Source organism: Prochlorococcus sp. MIT 1342 (assembly GCF_047304495.1).
Classification (GTDB): domain Bacteria; phylum Cyanobacteriota; class Cyanobacteriia; order PCC-6307; family Cyanobiaceae; genus Prochlorococcus; species Prochlorococcus marinus_D.
Genome location: NZ_CP138957.1, coordinates 2,004,589 through 2,024,934, shown reverse-complemented (window position 1 = coordinate 2,024,934; position 20,346 = coordinate 2,004,589). Strand labels below are relative to the sequence as shown.

The following is a 20,346-nucleotide window of genomic DNA, read 5'->3' as shown; positions in this document are numbered from 1 at the left end:
CATGGGAGTGTAGGCAATTCAGCTCAGCAGGCCTTCCAGCTTGGAGGAGAGGAAGGCCGCGCTGCCGATGGGGATGAAGCGATGGGCATACCAGAACACTCCCACAGCGATAGCGATGCCGAGCTGGGAAGGCTTCAAAGCTTCTTGCCATAGCAATTGTTGTCGTCCATCGATCACCGCCCTGAAGGGGATTACGGAGGTGTTTTGACGCAGTTCCTCAAAAGCATCGCCGAAGCGGGCTCGCAATCTGCGGTCGCCATGCCAAACAGCAAATAAGTGATGGCCGATCAGGCCTAAACAAGTCACCAGCATGAAGCTGCTGCCAATCCAGAGCGCATGGGAGAAACACCAGAGGATTTGGCCAATGGCTTGGGGATGTCTACTGATGCGGATGATCCCCGTGGCATAAAGCCGTACTTTCGGCTTGAGCAAGGCTGGGATTTCCAGCAGGTTGTAGGTGGCGGGATAGAGGAAGAGGAAACTGATGGCCGTGAGGGCCCAGATCATTGGCACCATGCCTGGCACCCCTTGCAGATTCCAGAGCCGCACCCCGTCATAGCGATGTGCGAGGAAGTAACCGATCACCACCACAGCGGAGGGAATGCTTGTTGCGGCAAAAATCAATCGCCATGCCCTAGCCCCGATTTTGGTTTCGGCATGGCTACGTAGGGCTGCTCCGCCGCTGTGGATTACAGCGAAGAGAAACAACAGAACAAGCATCACAAGGGTGCTGTGATGGAGCCCAGTGGATGACAATTGTGCCAAGCGGCAGTGGCAATGATTATCGATTCTGGCGTCCAGGCTTTTCCGCTTACAGTTTTTCTGTTGTTACTGCCGGGTTGGCAGGTCCTCCATGGCCGATCTGCCGTTCACACTCGATCAGTTGCGCATCCTCCACGCCATCGTGAGTGAGGGCAGCTTTAAGAAAGCAGCCGATAGCCTTTATGTCACTCAGCCGGCGGTGAGCCTGCAGATTCAGAACCTGGAGAAGCAGTTAGAGGTCTCCTTGTTTGATCGTGGGGGCCGCAAGGCTCAGCTAACCGAAGCGGGCCGACTTCTGTTGAGCTATTGCGAGCGGATTCTTAGTCAGTGTCAGGAAGCCTGCCGAGCCCTTGATGATCTGCATGACCTCAAAGGTGGATCGTTAGTGATTGGGGCTAGCCAGACGACTGGCACCTATTTGATGCCGCGCATGATTGGCTTATTTCGCCAAAAGTACCCGGACGTGGCTGTGCAATTGCAAGTGCACAGCACCCGACGCACCGGTTGGAGCATTGCCAATGGTCAAATTGATCTAGCGATCATTGGAGGCGAGCTGCCATCGGAGCTCAACGAACTTCTTCAGGTTGTGCCTTACGCCAGCGATGAACTTGCCCTGGTTCTTCCGGTGAAACATCCTTTGTCGAGGCTTGTTGAACTCACCAAGGAAGATCTCTATCGCTTGGGTTTTATCAGTCTTGATTCCCAGTCCACCACTCGCAAGATGCTGGACCAGCTGCTGGCTCGATCTGGCTTGGATGTGCAGCGTTTGCGCATAGAGATGGAGCTCAATTCTCTTGAGGCGATCAAGAATGCAGTTCAATCTGGTCTTGGGGCAGCTTTTTTGCCTGTGGTATCGATTGAACGTGAACTCACCGCCGGCACAGTGCACAAACCGTTGGTGGTTGATCTGCAGGTGCGTCGTCAGCTGAAGTTGATCAGCCATCCTGCGCGTTACTGTTCACGCGCAGCAGAAGCCTTTAGGCGTGATGTGCTGCCAGTCTTTGCTAGTGCCGATAGCCCCATTCGTCAGAACAGGGCCGTTCTTGCAGATGGCAATGGTTAAGAGTCGACTCAGAATTGATCCGCTTCCGGTGTTACGCCCACGGAATCGTCAGCAACTCCTTTAGTAATAAATTTATTCTCTCTAATATCGGTTTGGTAGACGCAGCGGACGATGGGTTTATCGCGGATTGAACCGATATAAGCGAAGGTGTTCATGCGTTGCTTGCACTCTCTCACCTGGCTATTGGTGACTGCACCTTGTTTTTCCAGCACCGTCCAGTTTTCCCTACGAATGACACAGCCAGGTTGCAGACTTGGCTGTGTGACAAAACTGCTTGAAGGGTTAAGCGTGGTGTACATCTCAACGTCGATGACGAAGGCGCTGGCCCCCCACTGTCGACAGAATTCAGGATCAGGCACAGCCATGTCCAGCTGCTGACTGCTGGCAATGTTGCCTTGGTCGCCTTGGGTGGTGCTAGTGACAGCACTTCCGATCCCGATTCCAACGATCAGAACTCCTGCGAGTACAGCCAGGCTGGCTGTACTCAAGCGGATGCCATTGCCTCCTGGTGGGGTGGGAGGGCCAGAACGACTTGAAGGGGAACGGTCATAGCTGTAGTCCTCGCTTTCATAGCGGTTGCGGCGCGAGTAGCGGTCCCCGCGGCCTCCCTCTTGGCCATAGCTCTCAGGAGGCGATTGGCGGTTGTAACGGGAGCGATTCACAACAGCTCAGGGGTACGCGGGAGCCCCATGGAGTAATTCAGCACGCGGCACTCTGGGTTGTAGCTTAATTTTCCAGCCTGAAGCAGCTTTCGGATTGTTCCTTCGAGTTCTGAGCCAATTCTGCGCAGGTTGTAGTCGCTAAGTTCGCCTCCGGCATGCGAGGCCACCAACTCTGCGAAGCGTTGCTGGATCTCTTTTGTGACGGATTCTGTCCAAAGAAACTCGTTGTCAGGATCGAGATCAAGCGTGAGCTGGTTGGGGTCTGGAACGAGATCATTGTTTTCAACCCTGGCCGTGAAGATCCTGACGTGACGGGTCGTGCACTTCAATAGGGTCTCGTTCATGGCATGGACCGGTCCCGCAATGGGGCCCGCTAGAGCAAGTGAAGGGACTCTAGGAAGAGAATGGGGGAGGGCTCCTTTTAGGGTTGATGTTTACTTGTCGTGAGAAGCATGCGCGTTGCCATCGCAGGAGCAGGTCTGGCTGGACTCTCATGTGCCAAATATCTAGTTGATGCTGGACACATTCCAGTTGTTTATGAGTCCCGCGATGTGCTTGGCGGCAAAGTTGCGGCTTGGAAGGATGAGGATGGTGACTGGTATGAGACTGGTTTACATATCTTTTTTGGGGCTTATCCAAATATGCTCCAGTTGTTCAAAGAATTGGGCATCGAGGAGCGTTTGCAGTGGAAAAGTCACTCGATGATCTTCAACCAGCTTGAGGAGCCTGGAACCTACAGCCGCTTTGACTTTCCTGATCTTCCAGCTCCATTCAATGGAGTTGCTGCAATTTTAGGGAATAACGATTTGCTCAGCTGGCCAGAGAAGGTTGCCTTCGGCTTGGGTCTCGTACCGGCAATGTTGCGAGGCCAGGATTACGTGGAGGAGTGTGATCAATATTCTTGGACTGAATGGCTGAGGCTCCACAACATCCCTGAGCGGGTGAATGAGGAGGTTTTCATCGCCATGAGTAAGGCATTGAACTTTATTGACCCTGATGAGATTTCAGCCACTGTCATCCTCACGGCGCTCAATCGATTTCTTCAGGAAAAGAATGGTTCCAAGATGGCCTTCCTTGATGGGGCCCCTCCTGAGCGGCTTTGTCAACCGATGGTGGAGCATATTCAGTCTCATGGTGGCGAGGTTTATCTCAACAGCCCCTTGCGGGAGATCAAGCTCAGTGAAGACAGCAGTGTGGAGAGCTTTCTGATTGGAGGTGAGCCGGGCAGTGAACCTAGGAATGTTCAAGCCGATGCTTATGTCAGTGCTCTTCCTGTGGATCCGCTCAAATTGCTTTTGCCGGCCCCTTGGAAGCAGATGGAGGTGTTTCGCAAACTCGATGGACTGCGCGGTGTTCCAGTGATCAACATTCATCTCTGGTTCGACCGCAAGCTCACGGATATCGATCACCTGCTCTTCAGTCGTTCCCCTCTTTTGAGTGTCTACGCCGATATGAGCATTACCTGCAAGGAGTACGAAGATCCAGATCGCTCTATGTTGGAACTGGTCTTTGCTCCAGCCAAAGATTGGATCGGCCGTAGCGATGAGGACATCATCGAAGCCACATTGGCTGAGCTCAAGAAGCTTTTCCCGATGCACTTCACAGGCGAAAAACAGGCCAAACTGCGCAAGTACAAGGTCATTAAGACACCACTGTCGGTTTATAAGACCACCCCTGGGTGTCAGAAGCTTCGCCCGAGCCAGGAGACTCCGATTGCCAACTTTTTTCTCGCTGGTGACTTCACAATGCAGCGATACCTTGCGTCGATGGAGGGTGCGGTGCTCAGCGGCAAGTTGTGTGCAAATGCCGTGGATAGCTGTGGGGAGAAGTTATCCACGGCCCAGTCTGTTAGCAAGCCTCTCCAGGCCTGAAGAATGACTCAGCTAGCGCCGGATTCGTCGATTATCAATGCTCAGGCTTGCTTGAGTCTTGATGAGGCTTATGAGGCTTGTCGGAAGGAAACAGCTCAGTGGGCGAAAACCTTCTATCTCGGCACCATGTTGCTTCCTTCGATCAAACGCAGAGCGATTTGGGCCATCTATGTGTGGTGTCGGCGAACTGATGAGCTGATGGATAGCGCAGAGGCTCAGACGCGTCCTGTTTCAGAATTAGCGAAGCGGCTTGATCAATGGGAAGAACGCACTCGAGCCATGTTCGCTGGCCAGGTGCTGGATGGCCTCGATGCGGTCATGGCAGACACTCTTGAACGTTTCCCTCAGTCCATACAGCCTTATCTGGACATGATTGAGGGGCAGCGCATGGATCTGAATCAGCATCGATACGCCACCTTTCAGCAGCTAGAGCTCTATTGCTATCGAGTGGCAGGCACTGTGGGTTTGATGACCCAGCACGTCATGGGTCTTGACCCTGCATACACAACAGCCCCTTGGAGTTCTTCTCCAGAGACATCAGATGCTGCTATCGCTCTGGGAATTGCCAATCAACTGACCAACATTCTTCGTGATGTCGGAGAGGACCGTGGTCGTGGCCGTATTTACATTCCCCAGGAAGATCTCGACCGATTTGGTTATTCAGAAGCTGATTTGATGGCTGGACGTTTGAATAGTGCTTGGAAGGATTTGATGGCTTTCCAATTGGAGCGTGCTCGCGAGTGGTTTGCCCGGTCGGAAGCTGGAGTGCGCTGGCTATCTCAAGATGCCCGTTGGCCAGTATGGGCTTCCTTGCGGCTTTATAGAGGGATCCTCGATTCCATCGAACGCTTGGACTATGACGTTTTTAATAATCGGGCTTATGTGAGTCGCTGGATGAAGTTGGTTGATCTTCCTCTGTCATATCTGATGGCCCAAGCACGCTGAGGCTAGACAAACAGATTTTGAAAGAGCAGTACCGGTTCAGTTCAAACAGTTGTCTTTTGATTGGCGAGGAGATCCTTCAGTTTGGAAAGTTCTCCAGCCCAGCGTGGGTCGGGTGCTTCTTCAGCAGGCGCATCACTGTGTACAACTTTGTTGGCCGATTTTCTGGCTGATCCTGGGGCATTGCCGCTTGAATTTGTACCGTTGCGGCGTGAACCACCACCGGATCCTTCGTTTGTATTGCGGCGTTCAGAACGCTCAACCCGCAAGTTGTTTCCGTTGAATTCTCGGCCGTTGAACTGTTCAATTACCGCATTGGCAATTTTCTCATCATTGACATTGGCGAAGCCGAATCCACGACAACCTCCAGTTTCTCGGTCGAGAACTGCCTTGAAGCGAATCCCATCTCCAACGCTGGCCAGCTGCGTTTCCAGCTCTTTGCTTTCAAAAGTTTGCGGCAGGTTGCCGATGTAAAGGCGAACGCTCATGAAAAAGAGAGGGGAATGAGAAAAGGATGTGGATCAGGCCGATCGATGTCCTTATTGCCAGTGCAGTTAATCACAGCAAGGTTTGTTTTTGTTCCCACCAGTAAGTTGCCGCCTTAAAAGCTTGCTTTCGATTCTGTACCCGACCAAAGGCTTTTTCTTGGCAGAGATGGCGAAGCAGCTCACCTAGAGCTTGACCTTTGGGGAGTTTGAGGGTCTTTTGCAGTGCATAGCCGTCCACAGGAGGTGAGGGGTGGAACAGAGGATCATCCGCGTTCCGCCAACGCTCTAGCCACTGCACCTGGCTGATGTGCGGGAGCTGCAGGATGAGGGCTGGAAGGTCTGTTTCTAGATCGAGGTGCAATTGCAGCCGATCCAATTCGCTGAGGCTTGCAAACGCCATACCGTCGTTGCGTTCTTCCCAGTAACGAAGGAGTTGGCAGCGTTGACATTGCCGTCGGCTGAAGCGCAATGCGCTCAGCCCCTCATTGCTGAGCAGATGAGTGAGGCGAGCCAAGGGAAGGGCAACGGCTTGCTCTTCAGGTTTGAGGGATTTGGCAACCTTTAAACATGGTGCTGGTCGGCTGATTCTTTCAATGGTGTTTTGCCAACAATCCAGTAGGCCAGTGCGCAGCAGTAGCGGCAGCACGTCATCGGCCCAAGGCGCAGCCACGATCCGTTGTAGTTCTGCCTGAATTCGTTCAGGAGCTGCTTGGGGCAGAAGTCTGTGGTGGCAATTGATCCACGCCAAGGTTTGCTTTCCCAGGCTGAGCTGCAGTTCGGCTATCAGTCGCAGACCGCGCAGCAACCTCAGGGGATCGTCGAGCAGGTTTTGCTCACGTACCGCAACAAGTTTTTTTTGCTCCAGATCACTTAGCCCTCCCGTTGGGTCCACGAGCTGAGGGGTGGCCTCGAGGGTGAGGGCAATGGCGTTGAGACGGAAGTCCCGCCGCCAAAGGTCCTCGTCAAGGTTGGATCCCTCTTGTGCGGCGATGTCGATGGTCCAGCCTTTGATGACCAATCGCGCCATGTCCCTTTCGGCGTCCAGCACCACACATGTGCCTCCCAGTGTCTTGGCCAGACTGCGGGTGATCTCTAGCGCCTTGCTTGGCACAATGAAGTCGAGATCTGGTAGCTGCTGAAGTCGGCCAAGGAGGCCATCACGAACGGCTCCTCCTACTAAGACCGTTCCAGCAGGAAGGTCTTGAATCGATAGTGGCCAGTGATCAGGATGTAATTGTTCCCAAAGGGCCTGGACCCGGATGGTGGGATCACCCTCCAGAATGGGTGCAGCCGAGCGAAGGGAGGGCATGTGTATTTGTGTCGACTGCCGCTGGGTTGATCGTTGCCAGGCCTATCACGCGGTGGAGCGGCAGCACGGGGTTGCCCATCTCAATGCGGCACCGGATCTGGAGCCTCAGAACCCACGCATCCATATCAGTGTGATTGATTTGCCTGAAGGAGTGACAGGCGTGGAATGGGATGTACGGAACTGCGGTAGTTTTCTTTTAGATCATGGGCGCTGGAAGCGATTGTGCCCTGGCCAGGAGCTGCCTCGATGAGCTGTCAGCCCGGTTCATCCTTGGAAGAAGATAAGGCTTTTTTGCTTTTGGCACTCCACAGTTCTTCAGAAACGCTTGGTGTCGCTGTTCAAGATTGCCGCGATCCCAAGACCAGTCGGCGAACTGCAACTTTCCCACTGGGCCGCGGGCTCTCAAATAGTTTGCTCAATTGTGTAGAGGAGCTTTTGCCAGCAGCCTCTTGGCCTCAGTTGGCTCGCTTGGCCGTGGCCATTGGTCCTGGCGGATTTACCGGGACTCGTTTAACCGTCGTGATGGCAAGAACTCTGGCCCAGCAGCTTGGTTGTTCCCTCGATGGGGTGAGCAGTTTTGCTTTGATGGCTCCTCGCTTGGCGGTTGCGTTAAGCCATGAGCAAATGGAGCAGCCATTTTGGATCGTGAAACCCCTGCCGCGGCGAGGAACTGTGGCCGGTCGTTATCAGTTGCAAATGGCTGCAGACGTTGGCGCTGCAAAGGCTGTTGTGGAGTTGGAATCGCCCCATTTGTTAGCAGAGGATTTCAAGGCCTTCCCTGCCCTTGATGCCCAAGATGATGTGGCTAAGGATGTGGAGCATTTGCTTGAGCTGTGCGCCACGGCGCACAGTTTGGGCGAGGAGGTCGCCTGGACTGATGTGCTGCCTGTTTATCCCACATCCCCGGTGGTGGTCTCGTCTTGAGGAGTTGGTGTCGTCCTGGGCCGATTGTTGTAGGAGGCCTCTTGTTCTGGCTGATTGCTGCCGGACCTTTGCGTCCTTATCGGCAAGCGCTAACGAATGGGAAGCCTCCTCAGTTGATCTTGGTACTAGGAGGTGATGTTGATCGTGAGCATCTTGGTATCCGATTAGCGAGGGATTTGAATTTGCCTCTGGTGATTAGCGGTGGTAGCAACCTGGAATATGCCCAATGGTTGGTTCGTGAGGTGGGGATTCCTCTGAGTCAGGTTCAGCTCGACTACCGCGCTAAGGACACCCTGGGTAACTTCACGTCTCTTGTGGATGAACTGCGGTTAAAGGGCATCCAACATGTCTTATTGGTGACTAGTGAGGATCATTTGCCCCGTTCCATGGCCGTCGGTCATGTTGTGGCTGGTAGCAGAGGGATCCGCCTGACAGGCATCTCTGTCTCTTGCGCTAATCAATGTCGGGAGGAGGGGTTGCGCAAGCGGATCAGCGATTGGTTAAGGGCTTGGGCTTGGGTGGCTACAGGCCGAGACCTTAAGGAGTGGGCGCAGCGGCGCTGGCCAGAGGCCCTCAGCGCTGGCGGCGGAGACGCTCTTCTGCCGAACTCAAAAGTCCTTGATCCAGCAGCGCATTGATTCTTTTTTGGAGTTCTGCGCTGGTGGCTTCCAAGTCGTGTTTACGACGGCTGGAAGGTGGAGGGATCGGTTTGCCGATTCGAAGTTGTATTGGTATGAGTCGGGGTAATTGTCCACGTTTACCAAGGGCACGGTGGCTATTGATGATTGCTACTGGAAGTAGGGGCGCATCGCTGCGAGCCGCTAGCAGTGCGGCCCCAGGCATGGGGGCATTGACGCGGCCGTTGGCTTGGCGAGTGCCATCAAGGAAGACCCCTATGGCCCAGCCTGCGTCCAGGCGGGCAGTGGCCATGCGAATGGCTTCCCTGTCACTGGCGCCGCGTTTCACCGGGTAAGCACCACAGGCACGGATGATTGCTCCTAAGAAGGGGATCCGAAACAGTTCTGCTTTGGCCATGAAGGCCACAGGCCGCCCAAGAGCATGGCCAAGGAGGGGCGGGTCAAGGTGAGAGCCGTGGTTGGCGACGACCACAACAGCACCTTGACGCGGAACATTGTCGTTGCCAAAGGTGCATCCCCTAAAGAGAACCCGGAAGATGGGAAACACCAGTAGATAGCTCACGAGTCGATAGGTGAGACTTGGCTGCGGTGTCATTAGCACCGGCATGCTTGAGCTCAGGCGGGGTTTGGTTTGGGTCAAAGTTCAATTCCCCAGGTCTGCAGCACAGCTCAGCTGGATGGTCGCAACTCCTGGAAGAGATCGCTTGACTAGACCACTCAGCACATTGCCAGGGCCGATTTCGACCACTGTGTTGACCCCTTGGCTGGCCATGGTATCCATCGTTTCGCGCCAACGGACGCCTGTTGTCATTTGATCTTTTAGCCGTTGCTTCAGCAAGTTGGCATCGCAGGTTGGGATTGGATCGGCATTGCAGAGAACGGGGACACGGGCGTCTTTGAAAGTCACTTGATCCAGTTCAGCTGCAAATTCTGTGGCCGCTGTGGCCATGAAAGGCGAATGGAAGGCTCCCGAGACTGGCAACGGAATCGCTCGCTTGCATGTCAGCTGGCTGCTGACCTTGCTAACAGCCTCTGGGGTGCCGGATAAAACCACCTGGGAAGCACTGTTGTCATTGGCGATCACGACTCCTTCTGTGTCTGCTACCAGAGCTTTTAGCTGTGTGCGGTCAAAGCCCAAGATGGCTGTCATGGCCCCACCACCGGTTGAGGCCATCAGTTCTGAGCGGCGTCGCAGAAGCAGCAGGGCGGTGTTTACGTCAAAAACCTCAGCCGCATAGAGGGCTACAAGTTCACCCAGGCTGTGCCCTGCGATGAGAGATGCCTCACGACCCTGCCTGCGCAGTTCATCCACCAGTAATGATTCAACGACAAAAAGTGCGGGTTGGGTATTGCGGGTGTCATTAAGGTCGGCCGGGTCATGATTGCTTTGGTCGCTACCACGGCAAATCGCAAGGAGATCACGTCCCAGTAGTCGAGAGGCGAGGGCAAAGCGCTCTTCGGCATCGGGCAAGCTGATGATCGGGTCAGCCATGCCCAGCTTTTGTGAGCCCTGACCAGGGAACACCCAAGCGATCGACATCAGAATGGTCTAGCGATTTAGCGCGAGCCTAGATGGGCCCATGCCAGCGGATTAACGCTGCACCCCAACTGAGACCAGCTCCAAAACCGCTGGTTGCGATCAGTTGACCAGGCTTAATTCTCCCGTCTTGTACGGCTTCATCAAGCATGAGTGGGATGGTTGCTGCCGATGTGTTGCCGTATTCAGCCAGGTTGCTGAGCACCTTGGCCTGCGGAATGGCGAAGCGATTTGCTACTGCATCGAGGATGCGTTGATTGGCTTGATGAAGCAGGAGCCAGTCCAGTGACTCCGGGGCTGTGTTGGTGGCTTTGAGAAGGGTTTGGAGGATGGCAGGTACCTCTCGGACAGCGAATTTGTAGACCTCCTGTCCGTTCATCTGAATTGGCTTAAAACCGCCTTGCTGATGGCTATTACCCGCTACCAGGGATAGATGGTTTTGAACTTGCGGCAGGTTGAGGCAGTCGCCGCGGCTGCCGTCAGATTTCAGCTGAAAGCCCAGCAGCCCGTTCTGAGCAGCACTCGTTGCTTCCAGAGCAACAGCTCCGGCTCCATCGCCAAACAGCACACAACTGCGACGATCGTCCCAGTCGACCCAGCGGCTTAGTTGGTCCGCACCGATCACGAGTGCTCGCCGCATTGCACCAGTGCGAAGGAACTGGGCGGCAGTGATCAGGGCGAATAGAAAACCACTACAAGCGGCTGTGAGATCAAAAGCCACTGCTTGGCGAGCTCCCAAAATGGCTTGCAGTTGCGGGGCTGAACCAAAGAGATCATCAGGGGTTGATGTGGCCAGGATGATCAGATCAACACTTTCGGGTTCCCAGCCAGCCATTGTTAGGGCGTTGGCTGCAGCTTGATGGCTTAGGCCTGTCAGCGTTTCATCCGGTCCGATAACACGTCGGGCACTGATTCCAGTGCGGCTACGGATCCATGCATCGCTGGTGTCAACCCTTTGGCCGAGTTGGTCGTTGCTAATCCGTTGGGATGGTGTGGCACTGCCGCAGCCCACCAGAGCTACTCCACTACCGATTGTGGACGTTTCAGCCAAGGGGCAAGTGGTCCAAGGTGGCGTCAGTCAATCACAGCGTTTCGGCAGAGCGCCTTTAGGCGCTTTCAACAGGTGCCTTTTGCAGTTCGGCTAAATCGTCCATGACACCATGGCTCGCTGCGGAGTGGGCTAGTCGTAGTGCACTGACCACCGATAGCGCCTTGCTGCTGCCATGGCCGATCACACAGATGCCATTCACACCTAGCAATAGTGCCCCACCATGTTCTGCATGGTCGAGGCGTTTCTTAATTCGTTTGAGGTTGCTGCGTAGGAACGCAGAACCCACCTTGCCGCGTCTGCCTCGTGGCAGTTCGGCTCGTAATACATCAAGCAGCACGCTGCCGACAGACTCCAGGAATTTGAGGAGCACATTGCCGGTGAAGCCATCGCATACCACCACGTCGAAAGCCCCTGAAAGAACATCACGACCTTCGCAGTTGCCCGCGAATTGAAGCCGATGCTCTTCGCTGAGTAGCTCATGAGTGCGAATGGCTAGATCGTTGCCCTTGCACTCCTCTTCGCCAATATTCAGAAGCCCGATGCGTGGGCGAGCCACCTGGAGAACGTCGCGGGAATAGATATTGCCAAGTAGGGCAAATTGGTGGAGGTAGATGGGCTTGCAATCCATGTTGGCGCCCACATCCAGCACTAGCACTGGTTGTGTTGGATCTTTTGTTGGGAATAGAGCACCGATGGCGGGACGGTCTATCCCTGCTAGACGCCCCAGTCGGAAGATGGCTGAGGCCATCATGGCTCCGGAATTTCCAGCTGAATACATTGCTAGAGCTTCGCCCTTTTTGACCAGGTCCATGGTCAGGTTGATGCTGGCGTCGCGTTTGCGGCGCACCACAGTGGCCTCTTCATCCATGCCCACAGAGGGACCGCTTGCGACAAGCTCCAGATGACCAGCGGCTGTGGCTTGGTTGAAGAGTTCGGTGAGACCCATGGCTTGGACAGCGCCTAACACTTTTTCGGTCTCTCCGACGAACTTGATGCGGAGGGGAAGTCTTTGAATCGCTTTTAGACAGCCATCAAGAATGGGGCCAGGAGCCTCGTCTCCACCCATGCCATCGACGGCAACCCAGAGCCGATCGCTATTTTTGATGTCCTCTGCTTCTGGGTTGTTTTCGCTGCTTTGTAGTCGCCGCAGGGGATCAAAAACGAGTGGCTGAAGCATGCTTCCTGCCATTGATCCAGCATTCGACACGACGGATCCAGCACTGGAAACAACTGTTCCGGCTACGTTTCCAGCGGCGGAAGCTGAGTTTGTGGCACTTCCTACCAGGCTGGTAACGGCAGCATTGCGGCGATACCAGATCACCAGACGCCTAATGGCTCTGGGGCGGGTGGTCTTGCTCCGGGGCCCGGAGGCCGTGGAGGAATCAGAGTCCTTCGGGGGCAAGGGAGTCGATGATGCGCTGGAACAGGTAGCCGGTACCTCGAGCGGTGAGGATCAGCTCGGGATTGGCGGGATCGTCTTCGAGTTTGGAGCGAAGACGTGAAATATGAACATCCACGACTCTGGTGTCTACATGTCGTTCAGGTGTATAACCCCATACCTCCTTGAGGATTTCGCCGCGACTGAAAGGTTCCCCTGAGCGGCTGACCAGTAGCTCAAGCAGGCTGAATTCCATACCGGTAAGGCGAATCCGCTCATCTCCTCGGAAAACCTGTCGCTTGTTGGTGTCGACTCTTAGTTCAGCCACTTGAATCACCCCTGAGTTAGGGATGCCGGCAACGTGCTCTTTCTCAACTCTTCGAAGCACGCAGCGTATGCGCGCTTCAAGTTCCTTAGGGCTGAAGGGTTTGACGACGTAGTCGTCTGCACCCAGCTCAAGCCCCGTGATTCTGTCAGCGACATCTCCAAGGGCCGTGAGCATCACGATCGGGACATCCGATTCTTTGCGAAGCTCTTGACAAACGCCATAGCCATCAAGCTTTGGCATCATCACGTCGAGCACAACAAGATCAGGATCACAGTTGTGGAAGATATCGAGAGCTTCGTTGCCGTCACATGCCGTGACCACTTGATAGCCGATCATCGAGAGACGGGTTTCGAGGATCCGACGAATGCTGGCCTCATCGTCGACCACGAGGATCGTCTCTTTAGATGGGCTGGTGGCCGTCATTTTTTTCTTTGGCGGCTGCAATCAATGAATCTTAGATAAGAGCTGTTAAGGCTTACCGGCCTTTTGGTTCATTTAAAGCCAACTTTCTTTACCTATCTTAGTAAGTGCGCACTGCTTCCGTCTACGTCTGTCAGAGCTGTGGCGCTAAGACCAGCCAGTTTTTTGGTCGCTGCGCCAGTTGCGGCACTTGGAATTCTTTGGTCGAACAGGTCGCTCATTCAACTGATGGTCGCCGCCGCAGTAACAGTTTTGATCCGGCCGTGGAACCAGCGGCGCGGCGCTCGATGGCGATGGCTTCTCTCGGGGATCAACCCGTTCGCCGTCTTGCCAGTGGCTACGACGAATTGGATCGAGTCCTGGGCGGCGGGCTGGTGCCTGGATCAATGGTGTTAGTTGGAGGTGATCCTGGGATTGGCAAGAGCACGTTGCTGTTGCAGAGCGCCACGGCTATGGCACTGCAACACTCTGTGCTTTACGTGAGTGCTGAGGAGTCTGCCCAGCAGGTGAAGTTGCGTTGGCTGCGCCTTGAGGGGGTTACGGCGGACCTGCAGCTTTTGGCGGAAACGGACTTGGAATTGGTGCTTGAGGAATTGGAAGCACTGCGGCCTGCGGTGGCAATTATCGACAGCATTCAGGCTTTGCATGATGGGTCGCTTTCCAGTGCGCCTGGCTCTGTCGCTCAGGTGCGCGAGTGTGCAGCAGCTTTACAGCGTTTGGCTAAGCGTCAGGACACAGCCTTGGTTTTGGTGGGCCATGTCACCAAGGAGGGGATGCTGGCGGGCCCCAAGGTGCTTGAGCATTTGGTCGATGCAGTACTCACTTTTGAGGGCGATCGGTTTGCCAGTCATCGCCTTCTGAGGGCTGTAAAAAATCGCTTTGGAGCCACCCATGAGCTTGGGGTGTTCGAGATGCAGGGGAAGGGCTTAGCTGAAGTCGGGAATCCCAGCGAGCTCTTTCTCAAGGGTGAGTCTGCTTCTGGGGTGGCCACCATCGTGGCCTTTGAAGGCACCCGTTCATTGGTTGTGGATCTGCAGGCTTTGGTGGGTGTAACCAGCTATGCCAGTCCACGCCGTACCGCTACAGGATTAGGCACCAACCGCTTGCACCAAATTCTGGCCGTATTGGAGAAGCACATGGGCTTGCCATTGTCACGCTATGACTGTTATCTGGCTGTTGCTGGCGGATTAGAAGTCGAAGAGCCTGCTGCTGATTTGGGTGTCGCCGCTGCCGTTGTTTCCAGTTATCGAGATCTCATGCTGCCAAAAGGCACAGTTTTGCTTGGGGAGTTGGGCTTAGGGGGGCAATTGAGGCCAGTGGGGCAGCTTGGGCAGCGTCTTAAGGAAGCAGTTCGCTTAGGTTTTCATCGTGCAGTAGTGCCGCAGGGCAGTGGCCTAGGACCCATCGGCAAGGAGCTGGAGTTGGAACTACTTGAGGCTGCGAGTGTGACTGAGGCTTTGGTCATGGCCCTAGGTGTGAATCCAGCTGATGATGGCTGCTGAAGGATGTTTTCGCTTTAGAAATAGACGTCTATGTTGCTTCGGCCTGTTGTCTTCAGCCAGTTCTCAATATCTAGGTAGCCGCCGGGATAGAGCCTTACCGCTTGGGTCCACACGTCTGCAGCTCTGTCGAACAATCGATCAGCTTCGTCTTGCAGACCAGCTTCTTGTGCTGTGCGGCCGCGTTTTTCGTAAATCAAGCCCATGTTCTTTAGGCAGGAGGGCTGATTTGAGTTTTGGTCAAGGGCCCTCTGATAGGTATCAAGAGCGAGGTCCTCGTCCCCGTTGCTCATATAGATGATCGCCATGTTCTTGAGGGTTTCACTGCGGTCGAAGGGGCTTTCCTCAAGCTTGAGACTCTCTTCATAGTTTTCCAGTGCCTCTGCATAGTCGCCTGCGTTCTGGGCTGATAGGCCATCGCGGTAATACACATAGGCTCTTTTCGCCTTATCGTTGATTGGCATCATCTTCACGATTAGATCGGCCATCACCGTGAAGGTCTTGTCAATGAAGTTGTCTTTGTTTTGGGTGCGTGGCACGGCGTGAATAAAGGAATCACACCATTATCCTCGCCTTATTCTGAAAAGACTGTTTTGAGTCTCTGGTGAGATCTTTGGGCTGCTGTTATGGGATGGGCTATGCGTAACGATTGTCATTAGCGTGCGGGAACATTTCACCGATCCGTGAGCCGCAACGACCGTCCATTGGCTCATCCATCCGTCGCACTCGATATCGAGGGGATGAAATGCGGCGGCTGCGTTCAATCGGTAGAGCGTATTTTGCTTGAGCAGCCCAGTGTTGCTCGTGCCAGTGTCAACTTGGTAGCCCGCACTGCGTGGCTGGATCTCAACGATCCAGGCCAGTCTCTTGAGCCGATCCTTGCTGCTCTGGCAGCCCGGGGTTTCTCTGCTCAGCCAAGAAATACGGGCTCATTAGAACAGCTAACGCCTTCAACGCGTGATTCCCTCGGGGCTTGGTGGAGTCAGTGGCGTCAGTTAATGGTGGCCTTGGTGTTGCTGTTGCTGTCTGTTCTTGGCCACCTTGCTGCCGGTGGACATCTTGAGCTGTTGATTGTAGGGGCCTTGCCCTTCCATGCCGGATTGGCCACGGTGGCTTTGTTGGGCCCTGGTCGGCCGATTCTTGTTGGCGGAGCGCGGGCGGCTCTTGCCTTAACCCCCACGATGGACACCTTGGTGGGATTGGGCGTTAGCAGTGCCTATCTGGCGAGCCTGGTTGCTCTGCTTTGGCCTCAGGTGGGTTGGCCTTGCTTCTTCAATGAACCCGTGATGTTGCTCGGCTTTGTCTTGTTGGGAAGGTTCCTTGAGGAGCGTGCTCGTTTCCGCACTGGGCGGGCCCTCCAACAGCTGGCTCAATTGCAACCAGATACTGCCAGGTTGCTGGCAAGTGATGGGACTATCCGTGAGGTAAGAGTCGGTGCTCTCAGACCTGGGGAGAGGGTTCAGTTGTTAGCAGGGGATCGCATTCCTGTTGATGGCATGGTGCTGGAGGGACATTCCGCTGTCGACGTGTCCAGCATTACTGGTGAGCCATTGCCGTTGGAGGCAGCTCCAGGAATCGAGCTGACTTCAGGCAGCCTCAATCTTGAAGCCACCTTGTTGCTAGAAGTACGACATGTGGGAGCTGAGACAGCTCTGGCAAGAATCATTAGTTTGGTGGAACAGGCCCAGGCGCGTAAGGCTCCTATTCAAGGCCTGGCTGATCGGGTTGCAGGTCGCTTTTGCTATGGCGTTGTCAGCCTGGCACTGCTGACTTTTCTGTTTTGGTGGCAACTGGGTGCACGTCTTTGGCCAGAGGTGTTGCACGCTTCGGGTCAGGGGTTGGTGCATGGATATGGTCATCATGTCCCGCTTGGAGGCGTCGCTGAAACCTCCTTAGGATTGGCTTTACAGCTCGCCATCGCTGTTCTAGTCGTGGCCTGTCCCTGTGCATTGGGATTGGCAACGCCCACAGTGATCACAGTGGCCTCTGGTCAGGCGGCCCGCCGGGGGTGGTTATTTCGCGGTGGGGATGTGATTGAAATGGCAGCCTCGCTGAGGCAAGTTGTTTTCGACAAAACTGGCACTCTTACCCTTGGCCGCCCTTTGGTGGCAGGGGTTGTTGGCACAAAAAAACCTGATCAATTGTTGCAGCTAGCTGCAAGTCTTGAGCAAAACAGTCGCCATCCTTTGGCCCATGCTGTTTTGCAAGAGGCTCAACGGCATCGGCTTTCGCTACTGTCCACTTTGGCAACCCGTACCTATCCAGGCTCCGGCCTGGCCGGTGAGCTTGAAGGTGTAGAAGGAACGGTTCGAGTAGGTACACCTGAATGGCTTCAGGCTGAAGGGGTTCATTGGACAGCTGAACTTCAGGCTGATGTTGAGCTGTCGTCTCTTCAGGGGCAATCGGTGGTAGCCGTGGCTCTGGGGGAAGAGCCTTTGGGCCTTGTGGCCATTGATGATCGGCTTCGACCTGATGTGTCTGTTGCTTTGGATCGATTACGAGAGCAGGGGATGACTCTGGCCATGCTTAGTGGAGATAGACGTCAGGCGGTGGAACGCCTGGGGCAGCAGTTGGGTTTTCAACCCCATCAACTGGGCTGGCAGTTGTTGCCTGATCAGAAGCTGGAGCGCTTGCAACGTCTTCGCAAGGCTGGACTGTTGGCAATGGTTGGCGATGGCATTAATGATGCCCCAGCTCTGGCGGCAGCAGATCTTGGTATCGCTGTGGGTACCGGCACGCAGATAGCCCAGGATTCTGCTGATCTGGTGTTGCTTGGGGATCGCCTGGAGGGTTTGCCGGAAGCCCTGTTTTTGGCTCGCCGCACCATGGCAAAAGTGCGTCAAAACCTGACTTGGGCCTTTGGCTACAACCTCATTGCTTTGCCAATTGCTGCAGGATTGTTGTTGCCGGGCTTTGGCTTATTGCTCTCCCCACCCATCGCAGCTCTATTGATGGCCCTTAGTTCAATCACGGTGGTCGTGAACGCTTTGGCACTGCGTACTACATGAGTGGTCGCTTTCTTGTTCTGGAGGGTATTGACGGCTGTGGCAAGACCACTCAGCTTCGTCACCTTGCCAACTGGCTGCCACGCAGCGGTTTGATGCCTGAGGGTGCAAGGTTGCATCTCACCCGTGAGCCCGGTGGTACGGCTTTGGGTATTGCCTTGCGCAAGTTGGTTCTTCACCCGCCTGGGGATGCTTCCCCAGAACCCCTTGCGGAACTGTTGTTGTATGCGGCTGATCGAGCCCAGCACGTGGCTCAGTTGATCCGACCGGCGCTTGAGCAGGGGCACTGGGTTCTCAGTGATCGTTTTAGTGGCTCTACCCTTGCTTATCAGGGTTATGGAAGAGAGTTGGATCTGGATTTGATTCAGCAACTCGAGCAGATCGCCACGGCTGGACTTGTCCCGGACCTAACTTTTTGGTTGGAGTTGCCTGTAGAAGAAAGTCTGCTTCGGCGTGATGCAAGATCTAACGATCGAATCGAAGCGGAAGGAGTTGATTTTTTAACCAGGGTGGCAACTGGATTTGCTTTTTTGGCTAGGGAACGATCTTGGGTGCCGTTGCAGGCGGATCAACAAGTTGAGTCAGTTAGTTCTGCTTTGGAGAGCCAGCTGAAGCACCATTTTGGGCCTTTGCAAGAGAGCATGCGATGAGCCTTGAGATTGAGTCGCGTGGGCTGTTTGAAGATTTGATCGCTCAGCCGTTGGCAGTTGCATTGCTGGAGGCAGCGTTGAGTCAGGGTCGACTGGCTCCCGCATATCTCTTTTCTGGTCCAGATGGAGTGGGTCGCAGTTTGGCGGCTTTGCGTTTTCTCGAGGGCGTCATCAGCAGTGGTAAGCCGGCCCTGCGTGAACGCCGTCGTCTAGAGGCGTTCAACCATCCTGATCTGCTTTGGGTCGAACCGACTTATCAGCATCAAGGCCGCTTGGTCCCTAAGTCCCAGGCAGAGGAAGAAGGTGTCAATCGCCGTTCCCCCCCACAGGTGCGCCTCGAACAGATTCGCGGGGTGACAAGATTCCTAGGACGACGACCTGTTGAGGCCCCAAGGGGCATGGTGGTGATTGAAGCGGCAGAGTCTATGCCCGAAGCTGCTGCCAATGCTTTGCTTAAAACGCTGGAAGAACCAGGTCATGGCTTGTTGATTCTGCTTTCGACCGCTTCTGAGCGCTTGCTCAAGACAATTCGTTCTCGATGCCAACAGATTCTTTTTGCTCGTCTTGAAGCAGCTGACATGCAGGCTGCTTTGGCCAGAACGAGCACAACTGAGATGGGGTCGTCCTTGTTGGCATTGGATCAGCCGGAACTGTTTGCGATGGCCGCTGGTTCTCCTGGGGCGCTGTTGCAGAATTTTGGGCTCTGGCAGGCAGTCCCAGAGGAGTTTTGGCTACGGCTTGAAGAGCGTCCCCAAAAGCCAATGGAAGCCTTAGCTCTGGCGAGGGACCTTACGGAGGCTCTTAATGGGGAGCAGCAGCTTTGGCTGATTGATTGGTGGCAACAACATTTTTGGATCCAACGGCCTGATCCAACACCACTGAAACGTTTGGAAAGGCTGCGTTCACACTTGCTGGGGTTTGTGCAACCCAGGCTGGCGTGGGAAGTGGCTTTGCTGGAACTGATTCCTGGCGCTTAAGCGCTGGCGCGCTCTCCTTGCTTGTTTTGTGCTTCTCTGGCTTCCCTCTCTTGGCGTGCCTGGATTAGTAGGTCTTGGAACCCTTCGAGTTGTCCTCCTGTAGGCAATTCAAGGCAGTAACCAGCCCCGTAAACGGTTTTAATGAAGCGGGGTTTACGTGGATCGGGTTCCAGTTTGGTGCGCAGGTGGCGAACGTGTACTCGGATGGTTTCGATGTCATCATCAGGTTCATAGCCCCACACCTCCTTAAGGATTAGAGAAGGTGCCACGGTCTGTCCATGGCGCTGAAGTAGGCAGTGGAGCAGCTCAAATTCCAGGTGCGTGAGCCGTACGGGACGCTCAAACCAAATCGCTTCAAATCGTTCAGGCACGAGTGTGAGAGGGCCGTAGCTGAGGATCTCGTGATGAGCGTTGGTGCCCACCGGCGCTCGATCGGTGCGACGTAGTAGGGCTTTCACCCTCACTTGCAATTCTTCAAGATCAAAAGGCTTTGTTAGGTAATCATCCGCGCCTGAATTGAAGCCGGTGACCTTATCTTTTGTGCCTCCCAAGGCGGTGATCATCAAGATCGGAATCCCCGCGGTGCGCTCGTCTCGACGCAACCTCTGGCAGAGAGTTAGCCCATCTACGTTAGGAAGCATCAAGTCGAGCAAAATCAGGTCTGGGGTGTACTGAAGGGCAAGAGCCTGACCTTTGATGCCGTCTTCAGCCTTCTGTACGTCAAAACCATTGTGCTCTAAATGGCTGCTTACCAGTTCACGCATGTCCTGGTCGTCTTCGATCAGCAGGATGCAAGGCTTCATTTAGATCGGAGTCCAGGAGGAATTTGAAATCATCGGGGT

General features: G+C 54.7%; 22 protein-coding genes. 10 read left to right on the top strand and 12 right to left on the bottom strand.

Features of this window, described 5'->3' with window-relative positions:
* Nucleotides 1-18: 18 nt before the first annotated feature.
* Nucleotides 19-720 carry an NnrU family protein gene (locus SIB79_RS10440; protein ID WP_196757155.1) on the bottom strand — a complete coding sequence of 234 codons (702 nt, stop codon included), beginning with the start codon at nucleotides 718-720 and terminating at the stop codon, nucleotides 19-21.
* Nucleotides 721-853: 133 nt separating this feature from the next.
* Between SIB79_RS10440 and SIB79_RS10435 the strand changes: the two genes are divergently transcribed.
* On the top strand, nucleotides 854-1,825 hold the full coding sequence (locus tag SIB79_RS10435; RefSeq protein ID WP_011827241.1) for a LysR family transcriptional regulator: 972 nt from the start codon (nucleotides 854-856) through the stop codon (nucleotides 1,823-1,825).
* Between the two features lie 8 nt (nucleotides 1,826-1,833).
* Here SIB79_RS10435 and SIB79_RS10430 read toward each other — a convergent pair whose 3' ends face one another.
* Both SIB79_RS10430 and SIB79_RS10425 read right to left on the bottom strand, forming a co-directional pair.
* Complete coding sequence (locus SIB79_RS10430) at nucleotides 1,834-2,487, bottom strand: DUF3172 domain-containing protein (protein ID WP_063404769.1); 654 nt, start codon at nucleotides 2,485-2,487, stop codon at nucleotides 1,834-1,836.
* Nucleotides 2,484-2,831 (bottom strand): NAD(P)H-quinone oxidoreductase subunit M, encoded by a 348-nt coding sequence (locus SIB79_RS10425; RefSeq protein WP_011131370.1) that lies wholly within the window; start codon nucleotides 2,829-2,831, stop codon nucleotides 2,484-2,486. Before SIB79_RS10425 ends, SIB79_RS10430 begins: the two co-directional genes overlap by 4 nt.
* A 108-nt stretch (nucleotides 2,832-2,939) precedes the next feature.
* Here SIB79_RS10425 and pds point away from each other — a divergent pair, with 108 nt between their 5' ends.
* Together pds and SIB79_RS10415 are read left to right on the top strand one after the other, a co-directional pair.
* Nucleotides 2,940-4,358, top strand: a complete 1,419-nt coding sequence (gene pds, locus SIB79_RS10420; RefSeq protein WP_063404771.1) for a 15-cis-phytoene desaturase — start codon at nucleotides 2,940-2,942, stop codon at nucleotides 4,356-4,358.
* Nucleotides 4,359-4,361: 3 nt separating this feature from the next.
* Complete coding sequence (locus SIB79_RS10415) at nucleotides 4,362-5,303, top strand: phytoene synthase (RefSeq protein WP_063401020.1); 942 nt, start codon at nucleotides 4,362-4,364, stop codon at nucleotides 5,301-5,303.
* 41 nt (nucleotides 5,304-5,344) lie between these two features.
* Here SIB79_RS10415 and SIB79_RS10410 read toward each other — a convergent pair whose 3' ends face one another.
* Complete coding sequence (locus tag SIB79_RS10410) at nucleotides 5,345-5,788, bottom strand: RNA recognition motif domain-containing protein (RefSeq protein ID WP_011131367.1); 444 nt, start codon at nucleotides 5,786-5,788, stop codon at nucleotides 5,345-5,347.
* A 70-nt stretch (nucleotides 5,789-5,858) separates the two neighbouring features.
* Nucleotides 5,859-7,097: a tRNA nucleotidyltransferase gene (locus tag SIB79_RS10405; protein WP_063404773.1), complete on the bottom strand. Its 1,239-nt coding sequence runs from the start codon at nucleotides 7,095-7,097 to the stop codon at nucleotides 5,859-5,861.
* Between SIB79_RS10405 and SIB79_RS10400 the strand changes: the two genes are divergently transcribed.
* Genes SIB79_RS10400 through SIB79_RS10390 form a run of 3 tightly spaced genes read left to right on the top strand, consistent with a single transcriptional unit; the run spans nucleotide 7,096 to nucleotide 8,659 of the window.
* Nucleotides 7,096-7,347 (top strand): Ycf34 family protein, encoded by a 252-nt coding sequence (locus SIB79_RS10400; RefSeq protein WP_041384710.1) that lies wholly within the window; start codon nucleotides 7,096-7,098, stop codon nucleotides 7,345-7,347. The two genes, SIB79_RS10405 and SIB79_RS10400, sit on opposite strands and share 2 nt — an antisense overlap.
* On the top strand, nucleotides 7,344-8,021 hold the full coding sequence (tsaB, locus tag SIB79_RS10395; RefSeq protein ID WP_063404775.1) for a tRNA (adenosine(37)-N6)-threonylcarbamoyltransferase complex dimerization subunit type 1 TsaB: 678 nt from the start codon (nucleotides 7,344-7,346) through the stop codon (nucleotides 8,019-8,021). Before SIB79_RS10400 ends, tsaB begins: the two co-directional genes overlap by 4 nt.
* Nucleotides 8,018-8,659 (top strand): YdcF family protein, encoded by a 642-nt coding sequence (locus tag SIB79_RS10390; RefSeq protein WP_063404777.1) that lies wholly within the window; start codon nucleotides 8,018-8,020, stop codon nucleotides 8,657-8,659. The genes tsaB and SIB79_RS10390 overlap by 4 nt, the downstream gene beginning before the upstream one ends.
* On the opposite strand, the gene SIB79_RS10385 is transcribed toward SIB79_RS10390, so the two are convergent.
* Genes SIB79_RS10385 through rpaB form a run of 5 tightly spaced genes read right to left on the bottom strand, consistent with a single transcriptional unit; the run spans nucleotide 8,595 to nucleotide 13,376 of the window.
* Complete coding sequence (locus SIB79_RS10385) at nucleotides 8,595-9,266, bottom strand: lysophospholipid acyltransferase family protein (RefSeq protein ID WP_196757651.1); 672 nt, start codon at nucleotides 9,264-9,266, stop codon at nucleotides 8,595-8,597. The genes SIB79_RS10390 and SIB79_RS10385 overlap by 65 nt on opposite strands.
* Nucleotides 9,267-9,302: 36 nt before the next feature.
* A complete protein-coding gene (fabD, locus tag SIB79_RS10380) occupies nucleotides 9,303-10,199 on the bottom strand; it encodes an ACP S-malonyltransferase (protein WP_063404781.1) in 897 nt (298 codons plus the stop codon).
* A 28-nt stretch (nucleotides 10,200-10,227) separates the two neighbouring features.
* The gene (locus tag SIB79_RS10375) at nucleotides 10,228-11,247 is read right to left on the bottom strand and encodes a beta-ketoacyl-ACP synthase III (RefSeq protein ID WP_063404783.1); all 1,020 of its coding nucleotides are present in this window, start codon (nucleotides 11,245-11,247) and stop codon (nucleotides 10,228-10,230) included.
* A gap of 55 nt (nucleotides 11,248-11,302) precedes the next feature.
* On the bottom strand, nucleotides 11,303-12,649 hold the full coding sequence (gene plsX, locus SIB79_RS10370) for a phosphate acyltransferase PlsX (protein WP_011131360.1): 1,347 nt from the start codon (nucleotides 12,647-12,649) through the stop codon (nucleotides 11,303-11,305).
* Nucleotides 12,630-13,376, bottom strand: coding sequence for a response regulator transcription factor RpaB (gene rpaB / locus SIB79_RS10365; protein ID WP_063404785.1), 747 nt, complete (start codon nucleotides 13,374-13,376; stop codon nucleotides 12,630-12,632). Before rpaB ends, plsX begins: the two co-directional genes overlap by 20 nt.
* Before the next feature lie 104 nt (nucleotides 13,377-13,480).
* Between rpaB and radA the strand changes: the two genes are divergently transcribed.
* Entirely contained in the window at nucleotides 13,481-14,875 is a 1,395-nt protein-coding gene (radA, locus tag SIB79_RS10360; RefSeq protein WP_063404787.1) for a DNA repair protein RadA, read from the top strand.
* Nucleotides 14,876-14,889: 14 nt separating this feature from the next.
* Here radA and SIB79_RS10355 read toward each other — a convergent pair whose 3' ends face one another.
* Nucleotides 14,890-15,411: a photosystem I assembly protein Ycf3 gene (locus SIB79_RS10355; RefSeq protein WP_011131357.1), complete on the bottom strand. Its 522-nt coding sequence runs from the start codon at nucleotides 15,409-15,411 to the stop codon at nucleotides 14,890-14,892.
* 144 nt (nucleotides 15,412-15,555) lie between these two features.
* Between SIB79_RS10355 and SIB79_RS10350 the strand changes: the two genes are divergently transcribed.
* From SIB79_RS10350 to SIB79_RS10340, 3 genes are read left to right on the top strand one after another with little or no spacing between them, the layout of a single operon-like run.
* Entirely contained in the window at nucleotides 15,556-17,880 is a 2,325-nt protein-coding gene (locus SIB79_RS10350; RefSeq protein WP_063404789.1) for a heavy metal translocating P-type ATPase, read from the top strand.
* Nucleotides 17,877-18,527, top strand: coding sequence for a dTMP kinase (tmk, locus tag SIB79_RS10345; protein WP_063404791.1), 651 nt, complete (start codon nucleotides 17,877-17,879; stop codon nucleotides 18,525-18,527). Before SIB79_RS10350 ends, tmk begins: the two co-directional genes overlap by 4 nt.
* Nucleotides 18,524-19,504, top strand: a complete 981-nt coding sequence (locus tag SIB79_RS10340; protein WP_063404793.1) for a DNA polymerase III subunit delta' — start codon at nucleotides 18,524-18,526, stop codon at nucleotides 19,502-19,504. The genes tmk and SIB79_RS10340 overlap by 4 nt, the downstream gene beginning before the upstream one ends.
* On the opposite strand, the gene SIB79_RS10335 is transcribed toward SIB79_RS10340, so the two are convergent.
* Nucleotides 19,501-20,307, bottom strand: a complete 807-nt coding sequence (locus SIB79_RS10335) for a response regulator transcription factor (protein WP_063396743.1) — start codon at nucleotides 20,305-20,307, stop codon at nucleotides 19,501-19,503. The genes SIB79_RS10340 and SIB79_RS10335 overlap by 4 nt on opposite strands.
* Nucleotides 20,308-20,346: the final 39 nt, after the last annotated feature.